The organism is Klebsiella sp. M041, from assembly GCF_059759695.1.
The window spans coordinates 233364-252283 of sequence record NZ_JCAXWU010000004.1 but is presented as its reverse complement, the minus strand read 5'-3'; the positions used below and the strand labels follow the sequence as shown (position 1 = coordinate 252283).

Genomic DNA, 18920 nt, shown 5'->3' with positions numbered 1-18920 from the left:
CACGCGCCGAAGCCTCCGAATTATAGCAGTACCCCGCGGCAATGGATGGTCAGCGGGTATGTGAAACAACCCCATCCGGCACGGAGCCAGGTGGACGTTAATATTAACCTGAAGATTAAACATGACTGAATCTTTTGCTCAACTGTTTGAAGAATCCTTAAAAGAAATCGAAACCCGCCCGGGTTCCATCGTTCGTGGTGTTGTTGTTGCTATCGACAAAGACGTAGTACTGGTTGACGCCGGTCTGAAATCTGAGTCCGCCATCCCGGCTGAGCAGTTCAAAAACGCCCAGGGCGAGCTGGAAATCCAGGTTGGTGACGAAGTTGACGTTGCTCTGGATGCAGTAGAAGACGGCTTCGGTGAAACTCTGCTGTCCCGTGAGAAAGCTAAACGTCACGAAGCTTGGATCACGCTGGAAAAAGCTTACGAAGACGCTGAAACTGTTACCGGTGTTATCAACGGCAAAGTTAAAGGTGGCTTCACTGTTGAGCTGAACGGTATTCGTGCGTTCCTGCCGGGTTCCCTGGTAGACGTTCGTCCGGTGCGCGACACGCTGCACCTGGAAGGCAAAGAGCTTGAGTTCAAAGTCATCAAGCTGGACCAGAAGCGTAACAACGTTGTTGTTTCTCGTCGTGCCGTTATCGAATCCGAAAACAGCGCAGAGCGCGATCAGCTGCTGGAAAACCTGCAGGAAGGCATGGAAGTCAAAGGTATCGTTAAGAACCTCACTGACTACGGTGCATTCGTTGATCTGGGCGGCGTTGACGGCCTGCTGCACATCACCGATATGGCCTGGAAACGCGTTAAGCATCCGAGCGAAATCGTAAACGTTGGCGACGAAATCACTGTTAAAGTGCTGAAGTTCGACCGCGAGCGTACCCGTGTATCCCTGGGCCTGAAACAGCTGGGCGAAGATCCGTGGGTAGCTATCGCTAAACGTTATCCGGAAGGTACCAAACTGACCGGTCGCGTGACCAACCTGACCGACTACGGCTGCTTCGTTGAAATCGAAGAAGGCGTTGAAGGCCTGGTTCACGTTTCCGAAATGGATTGGACCAACAAAAACATCCACCCGTCCAAAGTTGTTAACGTTGGCGACGTAGTGGAAGTAATGGTTCTGGATATCGACGAAGAGCGTCGTCGTATCTCCCTGGGTCTGAAGCAGTGCAAATCTAACCCATGGCAGCAGTTCGCGGAAACCCACAACAAGGGCGACCGTGTTGAAGGTAAAATCAAGTCTATCACTGACTTCGGTATCTTCATCGGCCTGGACGGCGGCATCGACGGCCTGGTTCACCTGTCTGACATCTCCTGGAACGTTGCAGGCGAAGAAGCAGTTCGTGAATACAAAAAAGGCGACGAAATCGCAGCAGTTGTTCTGCAGGTTGACGCAGAGCGTGAGCGTATCTCCCTGGGCGTTAAACAGCTGGCGGAAGATCCGTTCAACAACTACGTTGCTCTGAACAAGAAAGGCGCTATCGTTGTTGGTAAAGTGACTGCAGTTGACGCTAAAGGCGCAACCGTAGAACTGGCTGACGGCGTAGAAGGTTACCTGCGTGCTTCTGAAGCATCCCGTGACCGCGTTGAAGACGCAACTCTGGTTCTGAGCGTTGGCGACGAAGTTGAAGCGAAATTCACTGGCGTGGATCGTAAGAACCGCGTAGTGAGCCTGTCTGTACGTGCGAAAGACGAAGCGGAAGAAAAAGACGCTATCGCTACCGTGAACAAGCAGGAAGACGCGAACTTCTCCAACAACGCCATGGCTGAAGCGTTCAAAGCAGCGAAAGGCGAGTAATCTTTGTCATTCAGGTAATAACAACCTGAATAGTGACGAGTTTACTTGACAGATTGCAGGATTCGTCCTGTAATCAAGCACAAAGGGCGGCTACGGCCGCCCTTGTTTAAGCTGTTAGCTAATTTTTGCCTTGAAGGAAACCGGAGGAATAATGACCAAGTCAGAATTGATTGAAAGACTTGCCAGCCAGCAATCTCACATTCCGGCGAAAGCGGTGGAAGATGCTGTTAAAGAAATGCTGGAACATATGGCCTCAACGCTTGCTCAAGGTGAGCGCATTGAAATCCGCGGTTTCGGCAGCTTCTCTCTGCACTATCGAGCACCTCGCACCGGACGTAACCCGAAAACTGGTGATAAAGTCGAACTGGAAGGTAAGTACGTTCCGCACTTTAAGCCCGGGAAAGAATTACGTGACCGCGCCAATATTTATGAAGGGTGAGTTGCACGACGTGCAACCTGCCTGACGATAAAAGCACCTTTGGGTGCTTTTTTTGTACCCGCCATTTACGTCCCGCCTCGCAAAACAAAAGTGCCTGACTGCAAGCGTGACGATTGTCTGGAACGCTGCACGCGCGCCTGAATACTGCCCCAGGACGCCAGCCTCGCTTTGCGTAACACTGCCCGCTCACAGGGAGGTGTTTATGCGTCTACCATGGCTTGCCGGATGCGCCATCATCGCAATACTGCCGCTACTCTGGCTACCCGCGTTGCCGGGGCCGGGCATTCTGGCGGTCGCCGGCGTACTGGCGATGTTTCTGACCCGTCTGCGCGGGACGGTCGTCGCCGTTGTGGCGGTGACGCTTCTGCTGATGGTCTGGGGAGTTTTAAGCGCGTATCAGGCGCTGTGGCCAACGCAGCACCTCACCGGCGCCGTCCGTCAGGCGGAAGTGATCCTCCACGAGACGGATGGTCAGACCCTGCACCGCGGGCAGATTGTGCGCCTGGCGGGTCGCTTCCTGTTCCCTCCGGTTGGTGTGACTTTATACGGGGAACTTGCACCTGCGCCCGTCTGCGAGGGGCAGCGCTGGATGATGACGCTGCGCCTGCGGCCGGTGCATGGGCAGCTCAATGACGGGGGCTTCGACAGCCAGCGCTATGCGCTGGCTCAGCATCGGCCGCTGAGCGGGGGGATCGTCGCCGCTTCCGCGCTGGATACCCGCTGCAGTCTGCGCGCCCGCTACCTGGCGTCGCTGACCCGGCGATTGCAGACTTATCCCTGGCATCCGGTGATGCTGGGGCTGGGAATGGGGGAGCGGCTGGCGCTGCCGGCGGAGATAAAGGTCCTGATGCAGAACACAGGCACCTCCCATCTGATGGCTATCTCCGGTTTGCATATTGCCCTCGCGGCTTCCCTGATCGTGCTCCTGCTGCGCGGATTACAGTCACTTTTACCGGGGCGCTGGATCGGCTGGCGGCTACCGCTGCTGGCCGGGCTGGCGGGCGCCGTCGGCTATGCCTGGCTGACCGGTATGCAGCCGCCGGCCCTGCGCACTTGCGTAGGGCTTGCGGTCTGCTGTGCTTTACGTTTGTCGGGTCAACGCTGGACGGCGTGGCAGGTGTGGCTCTGCTGTTTGGGGGCGATACTGGTTGCCGATCCGTTAGCGGTGTTGTCGCAAAGCCTGTGGCTATCCGCCTTCGCCGTGGCGGGGCTGATATTCTGGTACCAGTGGTTACCGCTGCCTGACAGCCGCTGGCGCTGGCCGTGGAAAGCCCTGTTCGCCCTCGCGCATTTGCAGGCTGGCGTGACGCTGCTGCTGATGCCGCTGCAACTGCTGCTCTTCCACGGTATAAGCCTGACGTCGATGGCCGCCAATTTGCTGGCGGTACCGTTAGTGACCCTGCTGGCGGTGCCGCTCATTCTCGCCGGAATGCTGCTGCATCTCACTGGACCGGAGATGGTGGCGTCGCTGATCTGGCTGGCAGCCGATCGCGTGCTGGCGGTATTGTTCTGGGGGTTACGACGTTTACCGGACGGCTGGCTGACGTTGGATGCCCGCTGGCTCTGGATCAGTAGCCTGCCGTGGCTGCTGGTGATGGGCTGGCGTTTTCAGAGCTGGCGACATTCGCCGGCGCTGTGTCTGAGCGTGCTGTTTTTGCTGACGCGGCCATTCAGCCGGCAACCGCCCGCGGACCAATGGCAGGTGACGATGCTGGATGTCGGGCAGGGGCTGGCGATGGTGATCGAGCGTTACGGCAAGGCGTTATTGTACGATACCGGGCCGGCATGGCCGCAGGGCGACAGCGGTCGACAGGTGATTATCCCGTGGCTGCGCTGGCGCCATCTGCAGCTGCAGGGGATTATGCTGAGCCACGAGCATCTTGACCATCGCGGCGGCCTCGAATCGGTGCTGCAGGCATGGCCGCAGGCGTGGGTGCGCAGCCCGCCAGGCTGGTCGCATCATCTGCCGTGCCATCGCGGCGAGCGCTGGCAGTGGCAGGGACTCACTTTCCAGGCGCTGTGGCCGCTGCCGGGCAGCACGGCAAAGGGAAACAATCACTCCTGCGTGGTGCGGATCGATGACGGTCGCTCCAGCATCCTGCTGACCGGCGATATAGAACGTCAGGCGGAGCAGGCGATGATCAGCCGCTACTGGCAGCATCTGGCGTCTACACTTATTCAGGTTCCCCATCACGGCAGCAACACCTCCTCCAGCGAACTGCTGATCCGGCGGGTGGATGGCGCGGCCGCGCTGGTTTCCGCTTCGCGCTACAATGCGTGGCGGATGCCCTCGCAGAAGGTCGTTCAGCGTTATCGCCAGCGGGGGTATCGCTGGTTCGCCACGCCGCAGCAGGGGCAGATAACGGTGGTTTTTTCTGCAGAAGGGTGGCAAATCCATAGCTTACGGGATCAAGTTTTACCACGTTGGTATCATCAGTGGTTTGGCGCGCCCGCCGATAACGGGTAGAATATGCGGCTATTTCAACACAAGCTGGTTTATTGAATGCAGAACGATAAAGATCTCTCCACGTGGCAGACCTTCCGCCGACTTTGGCCGATTATTGCACCGTTTAAAGCCGGGCTAATCGTAGCGGCGGTGGCGTTAGTGCTTAACGCGGGCAGTGACACCTTCATGTTATCGCTTCTTAAACCGTTATTGGATGATGGTTTTGGTAAAACGGATCGCTCAGTGCTGCTATGGATGCCGCTGGTGGTTATCGGGCTGATGGTGCTGCGTGGGATCACCAGCTACATCTCGAGCTATTGTATCTCCTGGGTTTCCGGCAAGGTGGTGATGACCATGCGTCGTCGCCTGTTCGGCCACATGATGGGTATGCCGGTGGCATTCTTTGACAAGCAGTCTACCGGGACGCTGCTGTCACGTATCACCTATGATTCCGAGCAGGTCGCTTCCTCTTCTTCCAGCGCGCTGATCACCGTGGTCCGCGAAGGGGCATCGATTATCGGCCTGTTCGTGATGATGTTCTATTACAGCTGGCAGCTGTCGCTGATCCTGATCGTACTGGCGCCTATCGTGTCGGTAGCAATCCGCGTGGTCTCCAAGCGTTTTCGCAATATCAGTAAGAATATGCAGAACACGATGGGGCAGGTCACCACCAGCGCCGAGCAGATGCTGAAAGGGCACAAAGAGGTGCTGATGTTTGGCGGCCAGGAAGTGGAAACCAAACGTTTTGATAAGGTCAGCAATAAAATGCGCCTGCAGGGGATGAAGATGGTTTCCGCCTCGTCAATCTCCGACCCGATCATTCAGCTTATCGCCTCCCTGGCGCTGGCCTTTGTCCTGTACGCCGCCAGCTTCCCGAGCGTGATGGATACCCTGACCGCCGGGACCATTACCGTGGTCTTCTCCTCCATGATTGCGCTGATGCGTCCGCTGAAGTCGCTGACCAACGTCAATGCCCAGTTCCAGCGCGGGATGGCGGCATGCCAGACGCTGTTTGCGATCCTCGATTCCGAGCAGGAAAAAGACGAAGGTACGCGCGTCATTGAGCGGGCGAAAGGCAATCTCAAGTTCGAGAACGTCACCTTTACCTATCCGGGTCGCGAAGTGGCCGCGCTGCGCAATATCAATCTCGATATCCCGGAAGGGAAAACCGTGGCGCTGGTGGGACGCTCCGGGTCGGGTAAATCGACCATCGCCAGCCTGATCACTCGCTTCTACGATGTCGACGACGGGCAGATCCTGCTGGATGGCCACGACCTGCGCGAGTACAAGCTGAGCTCGCTGCGCGACCAGGTCGCGCTGGTTTCACAGAACGTGCACCTGTTCAATGATACCGTTGCTAATAACATCGCCTATGCCCGTACCGAAGAGTACAGCCGCGAGCAAATTGAAGAGGCTGCGCGGATGGCCTACGCCATGGACTTCATCAACAAGATGGACAATGGCCTGGATACCATCATCGGCGAAAATGGCGTGATGCTGTCCGGCGGCCAGCGCCAGCGTATTGCTATCGCCCGTGCGCTACTGCGTAACAGCCCGATCCTGATCCTCGATGAAGCCACCTCGGCGCTGGATACCGAGTCCGAGCGTGCGATTCAGGCGGCGCTGGATGAGCTGCAGAAAAACCGCACCTCGCTGGTTATCGCCCACCGCCTGTCAACCATTGAGCAGGCTGATGAGATCGTGGTGGTTGAAGACGGGCGGATCGTGGAGCGCGGAACGCACCACGACCTGCTGGAGCATAAAGGCGTATACGCCCAGCTGCATAAGATGCAATTCGGCGAATGATCGCGCGCATCTGGTCCGGTGAATCGCCGCTGTGGCGCCTGCTGCTGCCGCTCTCCTGGCTGTATGGCCTGGTGAGTGCGGTGATTCGCCTCAGTTATCAGCTGGGGTGGAAAAAAGCCTGGCGCGCGCCGGTGCCGGTGGTGGTGGTCGGTAACCTGACCGCCGGCGGCAATGGTAAAACGCCGGTGGTGATCTGGCTGGTGGAGCAGCTGCAACAGCGCGGCATTCGCGTTGGGGTGGTCTCCCGCGGCTACGGCGGTAAAGCCGAACGCTACCCGTTGGTGTTAACTGACCGGACCAGTACGGCGCAGGCAGGCGATGAACCGGTGCTTATCCATCAGCGCACCGGCGCGCCGGTGGCTGTCTCTCCACTGCGCAGCGACGCGGTGAAATCGCTGCTCAGCGCGCACGATCTGCAGATTATCGTGACCGACGATGGTTTGCAGCACTATAAGCTGGCGCGGGACCGGGAAATTGTCGTCATCGACGGCGTGCGCCGCTTTGGCAACGGCTGGTGGCTGCCTGCCGGGCCGATGCGCGAGCGGGCGTCGCGCTTGCAAAGCGTTGATGCGGTTATCGTCAACGGCGGCGTGGCGCGTCCGGGAGAGATCCCGATGCAGCTGCGTCCCGGGATGGCGGTCAACCTGCTCACCGGCGAACGTCGCGATGTCTCTACCTTGACTAACGTGGTGGCAATGGCCGGCATCGGCCATCCGCCGCGCTTTTTCGCCACCCTCGAAAGCTGTGGCGTCCAACCGGTCAAAACCGTGGCTCTGGCGGACCATCAGGCGCTGAGCCAGGCCGATGTCGCCGCCCTGGTAACCGCCGGGCAGACGCTGCTGATGACCGAAAAAGACGCCGTGAAATGTCGCGATTTCGCCGCTGCGAACTGGTGGTATTTACCGGTCGACGCCATAATGGCCGATGAACGCGCACAGCGGTTGCTTGCGGACTTAGCGACGTTGGCGCAACGTTAACCGACGCGCCGGCTTTGCTCGCCGCTGTGCTGGAAATCCTGACGGAGAACCTGCATGTCGGTATTGCAACTATCGCTTAATGAGGCGCGCCACCTCCATCTCGCGGCGCAGGGGTTATTAAAAAAGCCCCGGCGTCGCGCTCGCCCAAATGACATCCTTTCCACAGTCCAGCAGATGTCGCTGCTTCAAATCGATACCATCAACGTGGTGGCCCGCAGCCCCTACCTGGTGCTGTTCAGCCGTCTCGGCAGCTATCCGCAGCACTGGCTGGATGAGTCGCTGCGCAACGGCGAGCTGATGGAATACTGGGCGCATGAAGCCTGTTTTCTGCCGCGCAGCGATTTCGCCCTTGTACGCCACCGGATGTTGAACCCCGACAAGATGGGCTGGAAATATCATCGCGCGTGGATGGAGGAGCATGCCGGCAGTATTGCAGAGCTGGTGGCGCATATCGGCCAAAACGGGCCGGTTCGCTCGGCGGATTTTGCCCACCCTCGCAAAGGCGCCAGCGGCTGGTGGGAGTGGAAACCGCATAAGCGCCACCTGGAAGGGCTGTTTACCGCCGGGGAAGTGATGGTGGTGGAGCGGCGCAACTTTCACCGCGTGTATGATTTAACCCGGCGGGTGATGCCGCACTGGGACGACGAGCGCGATGCGCTGTCCCGCGACGCCGCAGAGGCCATCATGCTGCGCAACAGCGCCCGCAGCCTCGGCATCTTTCGTCCCCAGTGGCTGGCGGATTACTATCGTTTACGTCAGCCGGCGCTACCGGGTCTGCTGGCGGCCTGGCAGGAAGAGGGTCTGGTGACCCAGGCCAACGTGGAAGCGCTTGGCGAGATGTGGCTACATCGCGATGCGCTGGCGCAGCTGGAGTCCGCGCCCGGCGGTAAACTTACCGCCAGCCATAGCGCCGTGCTCTCGCCCTTCGACCCGGTGGTCTGGGATCGGAAACGCGCTGAGCAGCTGTTCAACTTCAGCTATCGCCTGGAGTGCTATACCCCTGCGCCGAAGCGTCAGTATGGCTACTTCGTACTGCCTCTGCTGCACCGGGGAAAACTGGTCGGGCGGATGGACAGTAAAATACATCGCAAAAGCCGGGAACTGGAGATCTTCGCCCTGTGGCTGGAGGATGGGGTGAAGATCACCCGTGGTCTGGAGCAGGGGCTGCGCCAGGCGATCAACGATTTCGCACGCTGGCAATCGGCAGAGCGGATCCTGTGCCGACGCCTGCCGGAAGGGCTGTTTGTCGGCCAGACGCAGGGGTGGGAAATCGATGCCGATTGATCCCGGCGCCGACCTTCCTGTGTTATGCTGCTGAGAAATCTATCCGGTCCATCAGGAGGAAACATGGATCACCGTTTACTTGAAATCATCGCCTGCCCGGTCTGTAACGGTAAGCTGTATTACAGTCAGGATAAGCAAGAACTTATTTGCAAACTTGATAGTCTGGCGTTTCCGCTCCGCGACGGCATCCCTGTGCTGCTGGAGACAGAAGCGCGTCCGCTGGCGGTAGAAGAGAGTCACTCATGAGTTTCGTGGTCATTATTCCTGCGCGTTTCGCCTCCACGCGCCTGCCGGGAAAACCACTGCAGGACATTAACGGTAAGCCGATGATTGTCCATGTGCTGGAGCGCGCCCGCGAATCCGGCGCGGAACGCATTATTGTCGCCACCGATCACGAAGATGTCGCCCGGGCGGTTGAAGCCGCCGGCGGCGAGGTCTGCATGACCCGCGCCGACCATCAGTCCGGCACCGAACGGCTGGCGGAGGTGGTGGAGAAGTGCGCGTTCAGCGATGACACCATCATCGTCAATATCCAGGGCGATGAGCCGATGATTCCCCCGGCTATCGTCCGCCAGGTGGCGGAGAATCTGGCTGCCAGCACCAGCGGAATGGCGACACTGGCGGTACCGATCCACGATGCGGAAGAGGCGTTTAATCCAAATGCGGTCAAAGTAGTGATGGATGCGCAGGGCTATGCGCTCTATTTCTCCCGCGCCACCATTCCCTGGGATCGCGATCGCTTTGCCCACTCCCGCGACGCCATTGGTGATTCTCTGCTGCGCCACATCGGCATCTATGGCTATCGCGCCGGCTTTATTCGCCGCTACGTCAGCTGGGCGCCAAGCCCGCTGGAGCAGATTGAAATGCTCGAGCAGCTGCGGGTGCTGTGGTATGGCGAGAAGATCCACGTCGCCGTGGCGGCCGAAGTGCCCGGCACCGGCGTCGATACCCCTGAAGATCTGGCGCGCGTCCGCGCTGAACTACGCTAGTCCTCTGTCCCCTCCTTGCAGGAGGGGATATCCCCTCCTTGCAGGAGGGGATATCCCCTCCAGTTTTATGCTTTTTTTGCCCATTTTTGATCTTATCCGATGACAACCCAGATGCGGGCGCTCATTATGAAATCAGTAGTGTTCATAGGGGTAATCGACAATGGAACAGTTGCGAACCGAACTCAGTCACCTGCTTGGCGAAAAGCTGAGCCGGGTGGAGTGTGTCAGTGAAAAAGCCGCTACGGCGCTGTGGTCCCTGTATGACGCGCAGGGAAATCCGATGCCGCTGCTGGCGCGAAGTTTCACCACGCCCGGGGTGGCGCGGCAGCTGGCCTGGAAGATCTCCACTCTGGCGCGCAGCGGTACGGTGCGCATGCCGGTGGTCTACGGCGTGATGACGCACGAAGAGCATCCTGGGCCGGATGTGCTGCTGCTTGAGCGCCTGCGCGGCGTCCCGGTGGAGGCGCCCACCCGCACCCCGGCGCGCTGGGAGCAGCTGCAGGAGCAGATCGTCGAGGCGCTGCTGGCCTGGCATCGTCAGGACAGCGGCGGCTGCGTGGGGATGGTCGATAATACCCAGGACAATCTGTGGCCGAACTGGTACCGGCAACGGGTGGCGATGTTGTGGAGCACCCTGAACCTGTATCAGGACACCGGCCTGACCATGCAGGATAAGCGGGTTTTGTTCCGCTCTCGCGAGTGTCTGCCGGAGCTGTTCCGCGACTTCAATGATAATGCCGTCCTGGTGCACGGCAATTTCACCCTGCGCAGCATGCTGAAAGATCCGCGCAGCGACCAGCTGCTGGCGATGGTCGGCCCGGGGATGATGCTGTGGGCGCCGCGGGAGTACGAACTGTTCCGTCTCGCGGAGGGGGGCCAGGCCGAGCAGCTGCTATGGCGCTACCTGCAGCAGGCGCCGGTTTCCGAGGCCTTTGTCTGGCGGCGCTGGCTTTATCTGCTGTGGGATGAGGTGGATAGTCTGGTCAATACCGGGCGCTTTGACCGCGCCCGTTTCGACCTCGCCGCAAAATCACTCCTGCCCTGGCTCGCCTGAGCTGCCTTTCAGCCATTGCCAAACGCGACCGAGCGTTTCATAGCCGACCCGGTCGCTGTGCATCAGCCACACCGGAGAAGGAATGACCCGCTCCCACGGATTGAGCGGTGACGTGATCGCCATCTGATTAGCCGGTGCGGGCAGCGGGTCCAGACCGGCATGGCGAAAGAAGATCATCGCCCGCGGAAGGTGTGACGCCGAGGTGACCAGCAGGAAGGGCGCGTCGCCGATGGCGCCCTTCACCGCCAGCGCTTCCTCTTCCGTATCTTTCGGCTTATCGAGCACGATGATATCGCTGCGCGGTACGCCGAGGCTCTCCGCCACTCTCGCCCCGGCCTCCGCCGTGCTGACGGGGTTGGTTTTTGCCGCCGCGCCGGTAAAGATCATTTTCGATCCCGGATTCTCCTGCCACAGGCGAATGCCCTCCGTCAGGCGCGGCAGGCTGTTGCTGATAAGGTTAGAGCTTGGCGCCCACTCCGGGTTCCAGGTATAGCCGCCGCCCAGCACCACCACGTAGCTCACCGGCTGCTCGCCGCGCCAGGTGGGATAGCGATCTTCTATCGGTTTAAGCAGGCTGTCTGCCACGGGCTGCAGGCTCAGCAGCGCCAGCAGCAGCCAGCCGAGGCTCACGCACAGCTTCCCGGTACGTTGAAAGCGGCTGAACCATAACAGGGCGATCCCGATACCGATCAGCAACAGCAGGGCAGGAAGCGGCAGCAGCAGACCGCCGACGATCTTTTTTAGCGTGAAAAGCATGCCAGATGGTTCCTTTTTTAACCATATAACCAAAGTTATGTTCGGATCTTATAACAGATCGCTTCATTCTCGGCGCGGGTATGACAAAATAGCGGTTTTGTGTTGGCTTGTGGAGTCGCCCGTGCAGGATCGCAATTTCGATGACATTGCTGAAAAGTTTTCGCGCAATATTTACGGCACCACAAAAGGCCAGCTGCGCCAGGAGATCCTCTGGCAGGATCTGGAGCCGCTGCTGGCGCAGCTGGGACCGGGACCGCTGAGGGTACTAGATGCCGGCGGCGGCGAAGGGCAAACGGCCATTAAAGTGGCGCAACTGGGCCATCACGTGACGCTGTGCGATCTCTCCGCTGAAATGGTGGCCCGCGCCCGCCAGGCTGCTGTCGATAAAGGTGTGATCGACAACATGCATTTTGTACAATGCGCGGCTCAGGATATTGCGCAGCACTTGGAAAGCCCGGTCGATCTGGTACTGTTTCATGCGGTGCTGGAGTGGGTGGCGGAGCCCCAGGCGGTGCTGCGTACCCTGTGGTCGACGCTGCGTCCTGGCGGCGGCTTGTCGTTGATGTTCTACAATGCTAACGGCCTGCTGATGCACAATATGGTTGCCGGTAATTTCGATTACGTACAACTGGGCATGCCAAAAAAGAAAAAACGCACGCTGTCGCCGGATTATCCGCGTGAGCCGCAGCAGGTTTATCACTGGCTGGAAGAGATTGGCTGGCAGATTGTCAGCAAAACCGGCGTGCGGGTGTTTCATGATTATCTGCGTGAAAAACGCCAACAGCATGACAGCTATGCGGCGCTGCTGGAGCTGGAGACGCGCTACTGTCGTCAGGAGCCGTACCTCAGCCTGGGCCGTTATATTCATGTCACCGCGCTTAAGAGCCAGGCTCATAGCCGCAGATGCAAGGATAAAGTATGAGTGAATTTTCCCAGACAGTCCCCGAACTGGTTGCCTGGGCCAGGAAAAATGATTTTTCTATCTCGCTGCCGGTCGACAGGCTCTCTTTCCTGCTGGCGATCGCCACCCTGAATGGCGAACGGCTGGAAGGAGAAATGAGCGAGGGAGAACTGGTGGATGCGTTCCGCCACGTGAGTGATGCGTTTGAGCAGACCAGCGAAACCATCAGCCAGCGCGCCAATAACGCCATCAACGATTTGGTGCGCCAGCGTCTGCTGAACCGCTTTACCAGCGAAATTACCGAAGGCAATGCAATCTATCGTCTGACGCCGTTGGGGATCGGGATCACCGATTATTATATCCGGCAGCGCGAATTTTCGACGCTGCGTCTCTCGATGCAGTTGTCGATCGTCGCTGGCGAGCTGAAGCGCGCGGCGGACGCGGCAGAAGAGGGCGGCGATGAGTTTCACTGGCATCGCAACGTTTTTGCCCCGCTGAAGTATTCGGTGGCGGAAATTTTCGACAGCATCGACCTGACGCAGCGCATCATGGATGAGCAGCAGCAGCTGGTGAAAGACGATATCGCGCAGCTGTTGAACAAAGACTGGCGCGCGGCGATTTCCAGCTGTGAACTGTTGCTGTCGGAAACTTCCGGTACCCTGCGTGAACTGCAGGATACGCTGGATGCGGCGGGAGATAAGCTGCAGGCGAATCTGCTGCGCATTCAGGATTCGACCATGGCGCGCGACGATCTCCATTTTGTCGACCGGCTGGTGTTCGATCTGCAAAGCAAGCTCGACCGCATCGTCAGCTGGGGCCAGCAGGCGATTGACCTGTGGATCGGCTATGACCGCCACGTGCACAAGTTTATCCGTACCGCTATCGATATGGATAAGAACCGCGTCTTCGCACAGCGTCTGCGCCAGTCGGTACAGACCTATTTTGATGAGCCGTGGGCGCTGACTTACGCCAACGCCGACCGTCTGCTGGATATGCGCGACGAGGAGATGGCCCTGCGCGATGAAGAGGTCACCGGCGAGCTGCCTGCGGACCTTGAATTTGAAGAGTTTAACGAAATTCGCGAGCAGCTGGCGGCGCTGATCGAAGCGCAGCTGGCGGTCTATAAAGAGAAAGGAATACCGCTGGATCTCGGCCTGGTGGCGCGGGAGTTCCTGGCGCAATATCCGCGCGGGCGTCACTTTGACGTGGCGCGGATCGTCGTGGATCAGGCGGTACAGCTGGGCGTCGCCCAGGCAGATTTCACCGGACTGCCAGCCAAATGGCAGCCGATTAATGATTACGGAGCCAAGGTACAGGCGCATGTCATTGACAAATATTGAACAAGTGATGCCGGTTAAGCTGGCGCAGGCGTTGGCCAATCCGTTATTTCCGGCGCTGGACAGCGCCCTGCGCGCGGGCCGACATATCGGCCTCGACGAGCTGGATAATCACGCATTTTTGATGGATTTCCAGGATTATCTGGAAGAGTTTTATGCTCGCTATAACGTCGAGCTGATCCGCGCGCCGGAGGGCTTCTTCTACCTTCGCCCGCGTTCCACAACCCTGATTTCACGCTCGGTGCTGTCCGAACTGGATATGATGGTGGGCAAAATTCTTTGCTATCTCTATCTCAGCCCGGAGCGCCTGGCAAATGAAGGGATTTTCACCCAGCAGGAGCTGTATGACGAGCTGCTGACCCTGGCGGATGAATCCAGGCTGCTGAAGCTGGTCAACAACCGTTCCACCGGTTCGGATCTGGACCGCCAGAAGCTGCAGGAAAAAATGCGCGCGTCGCTTAACCGCCTGCGCCGTCTGGGGATGGTGTGGTTTATGGGCCATGACAGCAGCAAGTTCCGTATTACCGAATCGGTATTCCGCTTTGGCGCCGATGTGCGCGCCGGCGACGACCCACGCGAGGCGCAGCGCCGCCTGATCCGCGACGGGGAAGCGATGGCCCTGGAAAATCACCTGCAGCTCAATGATGAGAATGAAGAGAACCAGCCGGATAGCGGGGAGGAAGAGTAATGATTGAACGCGGTAAGTTTCGCTCGCTGACGCTGGTTAACTGGAACGGTTTCTTTGCCCGGACCTTTGATCTTGATGAACTGGTCACCACCCTCTCCGGGGGGAACGGCGCCGGTAAGTCGACGACCATGGCGGCCTTCGTCACGGCGCTGATCCCCGATTTAACCCTGCTGCACTTCCGTAACACCACCGAAGCGGGGGCCACCAGCGGCTCACGCGATAAAGGCCTGCACGGGAAGCTGCGCGCCGGGGTCTGTTACTCCGTGCTCGACGTCATCAACTCGCGCCATCAGCGCGTGGTGGTCGGCGTGCGTCTGCAGCAGGTTGCCGGGCGCGATCGCAAAGTCGATATCAAGCCTTTCGCCATTCAGGGGCTGCCCACCGCTATCCTGCCGACCCAGCTGTTAACCGAAACGCTGAACGATCGCCAGGCGCGCGTGGTCAGTCTCAATGAGCTGAAAGACAAGCTCGAGGCGATGGAAGGGGTCCAGTTTAAGCAGTTCAACTCGATCACCGAGTATCACTCGCTGATGTTCGACCTGGGCGTGGTGGCGCGTCGTCTGCGTTCGGCCTCCGATCGAAGTAAATACTATCGCCTGATCGAGGCCTCGCTGTACGGCGGGATCTCCAGCACCATTACCCGCTCGCTGCGCGACTACCTGTTGCCGGAAAACAGCGGCGTGCGTAAGGCATTCCAGGATATGGAAGCGGCGCTGCGGGAAAACCGCATGACCCTCGAGGCGATCCGCGTCACCCAGTCCGATCGCGATCTGTTCAAACACCTGATCAGCGAAGCCACCAACTACGTGGCGGCGGACTATATGCGTCACGCCAACGAGCGGCGCATTCATCTTGATAAGGCGCTGGAGTATCGTCGCGATCTCTTTACCTCGCGTTCGCAGCTGGCGGCAGAGCAGTATAAGCACGTCGACATGGCGCGCGAGCTGCAGGAGCATAACGGCGCAGAAGGCGATCTGGAAGCGGATTACCAGGCCGCCAGCGATCACCTGAACCTGGTGCAGACCGCACTGCGTCAGCAGGAAAAAATCGAGCGCTACGAAGCGGATCTCGACGAGCTGCAGATCCGTCTGGAAGAGCAGAACGAAGTGGTGGCGGAAGCCATCGATCGCCAGGAAGAGAACGAAGCCCGCGCCGAGGCCGCCGAGCTGGAAGTGGATGAGCTGAAAAACCAGCTCGCCGACTATCAGCAGGCGCTCGACGTGCAGCAGACCCGCGCCATTCAGTATAACCAGGCGCTGCAGGCGCTGGAGCGCGCGAAGGCGCTGTGCCATCTGCCGGATCTGACGCCGGAGAGCGCCGACGAGTGGCTGGAAACCTTCCAGGCGAAAGAGCAGGAAGCGACGGAGAAAATGCTGTCGCTGGAACAGAAAATGAGCGTGGCGCAAACCGCGCACAGCCAGTTTGAACAGGCCTACCAGCTGGTGGCGGCGATTAACGGCCCGCTGGCGCGCAATGAAGCCTGGGACGTGGCGCGCGAATTGCTGCGCGACGGCGTGAACCAGCGTCACCAGGCCGAGCAGGCGCAGGGGCTGCGTAGCCGCCTCAACGAGCTGGAGCAGCGCCTGCGCGAGCAGCAGGACGCCGAGCGCCAGCTGGCTGAGTTCTGCAAACGGCAGGGTAAACGCTACGATATCGACGATCTGGAAACGCGGCATCAGGAGCTGGAAGCGCGCATCGCTTCGCTGGCCGACAGCGTTTCTAACGCGCAGGAACAGCGCATGACCCTGCGCCAGGAACTGGAGCAGCTGCAGTCGCGCACTCAGACGCTGATGCGCCGGGCGCCGGTCTGGCTGGCGGCGCAGAACAGCCTTAACCAGCTGTGCGAGCAGAGCGGCGAGCAGTTTGAGTCCGGCCAGGAGGTTACCGAATACCTGCAGCAGCTGCTGGAGCGCGAGCGCGAAGCTATCGTTGAACGTGACGAGGTCGGCGCCCGCAAGCGCGCCATCGACGAAGAAATTGAGCGTCTCAGCCAGCCGGGCGGTTCGGAAGATCCGCGCCTCAACGCGCTGGCGGAACGGTTCGGCGGCGTTCTGCTGTCCGAGATCTACGATGATGTCAGCCTTGACGATGCGCCGTACTTCTCCGCGCTGTACGGTCCGTCGCGCCATGCCATCGTGGTGCCGGATCTGTCGCAGGTTGCCGAGCAGCTTGAAGGACTGGAAGATTGTCCGGAAGATCTCTATCTGATCGAAGGCGATCCGCAGTCCTTTGACGATAGCGTATTCAGCGTGGATGAGCTGGAAAAAGCGGTGGTGGTGAAGATCGCCGACCGCCAGTGGCGTTATTCGCGCTTCCCGTCGCTGCCGCTGTTTGGCCGCGCCGCGCGTGAAAACCGCATTGAAACCCTGCATGCCGAGCGTGAATCGCTGTCCGAGCGTTTTGCGACCCTGTCGTTTGACGTGCAGAAAACTCAGCGTCTGCATCAGGCCTTTAGCCGCTTCATTGGCAGCCATCTGGCAGTGGCCTTTGAGGACGATCCGGAAGAAGAGATCCGCAAACTCAACAGCCGCCGCGGCGAACTGGAGCGCGCGCTGAGCGCCCATGAAAGCGATAACCAACAGAACCGCGTGCAGTATGAGCAGGCGAAAGAGGGCGTGTCGGCGCTCAACCGCCTACTGCCGCGCCTGAATCTGCTGGCGGATGATACGCTGGCCGACCGCGTGGACGAGATCCAGGAACGTCTGGACGAAGCGCAGGAGGCCGCGCGCTTTATTCAGCAGCACGGCAACCAACTGGCGAAGCTGGAGCCGATTGTTTCGGTGCTGCAGAGCGATCCGGAGCAGTTTGAGCAGCTGAAAGAAGATTACGCCTATGCGCAGCAGACCCAGCGCGATGCGCGCCAGCAGGCTTTTGCCCTGGCGGAAGTCGTCCAGCGCCGGGCCCACTTCAGCTACTCCGATTCGGCGGAAATGCTCAGCGGCAACAGCGATCTCAACGAGAAACTGCGCCAGCGCCTGGAGCAGGCGGAAACCGAACGCAGCCGCGCGCGCGACGCGATGCGTGCCCATGCGGCGCAGCTTAGCCAGTACAATCAGGTGCTGGCCTCGCTGAAGAGCTCTTATGACACCAAGAAAGAGCTGCTCAACGATCTGTATAAAGAGCTGCAGGACATTGGCGTGCGCGCCGATGCCGGCGCGGAAGAGCGTGCCCGTGCGCGTCGCGATGAGCTGCACATGCAGCTGAGCAATAACCGCTCCCGTCGCAATCAGCTGGAGAAAGCGCTGACCTTCTGCGAAGCGGAAATGGACAACCTGACCCGCAAACTGCGCAAGCTGGAGCGCGATTACTGCGAAATGCGCGAGCAGGTGGTGACCGCCAAGGCGGGCTGGTGCGCGGTGATGCGCCTGGTGAAAGACAACGGCGTCGAGCGTCGTCTGCACCGCCGCGAGCTGGCCTATCTCTCCGCCGACGAGCTGCGCTCCATGTCGGATAAGGCGCTCGGTGCGCTGCGTCTGGCGGTCGCGGATAACGAACATCTGCGCGACGTGCTGCGTATCTCGGAAGATCCGAAGCGCCCGGAGCGCAAAATTCAGTTCTTCGTTGCCGTCTACCAGCATCTGCGCGAGCGTATCCGCCAGGATATTATCCGCACCGATGATCCGGTGGAAGCGATCGAGCAGATGGAGATTGAGCTCAGCCGCCTGACCGAAGAGCTGACAAACCGCGAACAGAAGCTGGCCATCAGCTCCCGCAGCGTGGCCAACATCATTCGCAAAACCATTCAGCGCGAGCAGAACCGTATCCGAATGCTCAACCAGGGATTGCAGAGCGTCTCCTTCGGCCAGGTCAACAGCGTGCGTCTGAACGTCAACGTGCGCGAGACCCACTCGACGCTGCTTGATGTGCTCTCCGAGCAGCATGAACAGCATCAGGATCTGTTCAACAGCAACCGCCTGACCTTCTCGGAAGCGCTGGCCAAGCTCTATCAGCGCCTGAATCCGCAGATCGACATGGGGCAGCGCACGCCGCAAACCATCGGCGAAGAGCTGCTCGACTACCGCAACTATCTGGAGATGGAAGTGGAAGTTAACCGCGGCTCCGACGGCTGGCTGCGCGCGGAGTCCGGCGCGCTGTCCACTGGGGAAGCGATCGGTACCGGGATGTCGATTCTGGTGATGGTCGTCCAGAGCTGGGAAGATGAATCCCGCCGCCTGCGCGGCAAGGATATCTCGCCTTGCCGTCTGCTGTTCCTCGATGAAGCGGCGCGTCTCGACGCCCGCTCCATCGCCACGCTGTTCGAGCTGTGCGAACGTCTGGAGATGCAGCTGATTATCGCGGCGCCGGAGAACATCAGTCCGGAGAAAGGCACCACCTATAAACTGGTGCGTAAGGTGTTCAATAATCACGAACACGTCCACGTGGTGGGGCTGCGCGGGTTTGCCGCGCCGCTGCCGGAAGCGCTGCCGGGAACAGCCGACGCCTCCTGA

General features: G+C 59.6%; 14 protein-coding genes. 13 read left to right on the top strand and 1 reads right to left on the bottom strand.

Annotated elements, in window-relative coordinates; translation table 11 throughout:
* Positions 1-121 precede the first annotated feature (121 nt).
* The 9 genes from rpsA to AC6CWS_RS06750 all read left to right on the top strand — a co-directional run bounded on the left by rpsA (position 122) and on the right by AC6CWS_RS06750 (position 10790).
* Positions 122-1795 (top strand): 30S ribosomal protein S1, encoded by a 1674-nt coding sequence (gene rpsA, locus AC6CWS_RS06790; RefSeq protein ID WP_002898162.1) that lies wholly within the window; start codon positions 122-124, stop codon positions 1793-1795.
* A 151-nt stretch (positions 1796-1946) separates the two neighbouring features.
* Positions 1947-2234: an integration host factor subunit beta gene (gene ihfB / locus AC6CWS_RS06785; RefSeq protein WP_002898165.1), complete on the top strand. Its 288-nt coding sequence runs from the start codon at positions 1947-1949 to the stop codon at positions 2232-2234.
* A gap of 202 nt (positions 2235-2436) precedes the next feature.
* A complete protein-coding gene (locus AC6CWS_RS06780; protein WP_065881846.1) occupies positions 2437-4701 on the top strand; it encodes a ComEC family protein in 2265 nt (754 codons plus the stop codon).
* Positions 4702-4737: 36 nt separating this feature from the next.
* Positions 4738-6486, top strand: coding sequence for a lipid A ABC transporter ATP-binding protein/permease MsbA (gene msbA, locus AC6CWS_RS06775; RefSeq protein ID WP_004201387.1), 1749 nt, complete (start codon positions 4738-4740; stop codon positions 6484-6486).
* Positions 6483-7463: a tetraacyldisaccharide 4'-kinase gene (gene lpxK / locus AC6CWS_RS06770; RefSeq protein WP_048297160.1), complete on the top strand. Its 981-nt coding sequence runs from the start codon at positions 6483-6485 to the stop codon at positions 7461-7463. Before msbA ends, lpxK begins: the two co-directional genes overlap by 4 nt.
* Positions 7464-7517: 54 nt before the next feature.
* Positions 7518-8747 carry a winged helix-turn-helix domain-containing protein gene (locus AC6CWS_RS06765; RefSeq protein WP_065881844.1) on the top strand — a complete coding sequence of 410 codons (1230 nt, stop codon included), beginning with the start codon at positions 7518-7520 and terminating at the stop codon, positions 8745-8747.
* 63 nt (positions 8748-8810) lie between these two features.
* Complete coding sequence (ycaR, locus tag AC6CWS_RS06760) at positions 8811-8993, top strand: protein YcaR (RefSeq protein ID WP_004201390.1); 183 nt, start codon at positions 8811-8813, stop codon at positions 8991-8993.
* Complete coding sequence (gene kdsB / locus AC6CWS_RS06755) at positions 8990-9736, top strand: 3-deoxy-manno-octulosonate cytidylyltransferase (RefSeq protein ID WP_023289025.1); 747 nt, start codon at positions 8990-8992, stop codon at positions 9734-9736. Before ycaR ends, kdsB begins: the two co-directional genes overlap by 4 nt.
* 160 nt (positions 9737-9896) lie before the next feature.
* Positions 9897-10790 carry a YcbJ family phosphotransferase gene (locus AC6CWS_RS06750; RefSeq protein ID WP_004201393.1) on the top strand — a complete coding sequence of 298 codons (894 nt, stop codon included), beginning with the start codon at positions 9897-9899 and terminating at the stop codon, positions 10788-10790.
* On the opposite strand, the gene elyC is transcribed toward AC6CWS_RS06750, so the two are convergent.
* The gene (elyC, locus tag AC6CWS_RS06745; protein ID WP_032455272.1) at positions 10767-11546 is read right to left on the bottom strand and encodes an envelope biogenesis factor ElyC; all 780 of its coding nucleotides are present in this window, start codon (positions 11544-11546) and stop codon (positions 10767-10769) included. The two genes, AC6CWS_RS06750 and elyC, sit on opposite strands and share 24 nt — an antisense overlap.
* 121 nt (positions 11547-11667) lie before the next feature.
* Here elyC and cmoM point away from each other — a divergent pair, with 121 nt between their 5' ends.
* From cmoM to mukB, 4 genes are read left to right on the top strand one after another with little or no spacing between them, the layout of a single operon-like run.
* Positions 11668-12468: a tRNA uridine 5-oxyacetic acid(34) methyltransferase CmoM gene (cmoM, locus tag AC6CWS_RS06740; protein ID WP_065881841.1), complete on the top strand. Its 801-nt coding sequence runs from the start codon at positions 11668-11670 to the stop codon at positions 12466-12468.
* Positions 12465-13787, top strand: coding sequence for a chromosome partition protein MukF (gene mukF / locus AC6CWS_RS06735; protein WP_002898189.1), 1323 nt, complete (start codon positions 12465-12467; stop codon positions 13785-13787). The genes cmoM and mukF overlap by 4 nt, the downstream gene beginning before the upstream one ends.
* Positions 13768-14472 carry a chromosome partition protein MukE gene (gene mukE / locus AC6CWS_RS06730; protein ID WP_004150840.1) on the top strand — a complete coding sequence of 235 codons (705 nt, stop codon included), beginning with the start codon at positions 13768-13770 and terminating at the stop codon, positions 14470-14472. The genes mukF and mukE overlap by 20 nt, the downstream gene beginning before the upstream one ends.
* A complete protein-coding gene (gene mukB / locus AC6CWS_RS06725) occupies positions 14472-18920 on the top strand; it encodes a chromosome partition protein MukB (protein WP_102004242.1) in 4449 nt (1482 codons plus the stop codon). The genes mukE and mukB overlap by 1 nt, the downstream gene beginning before the upstream one ends.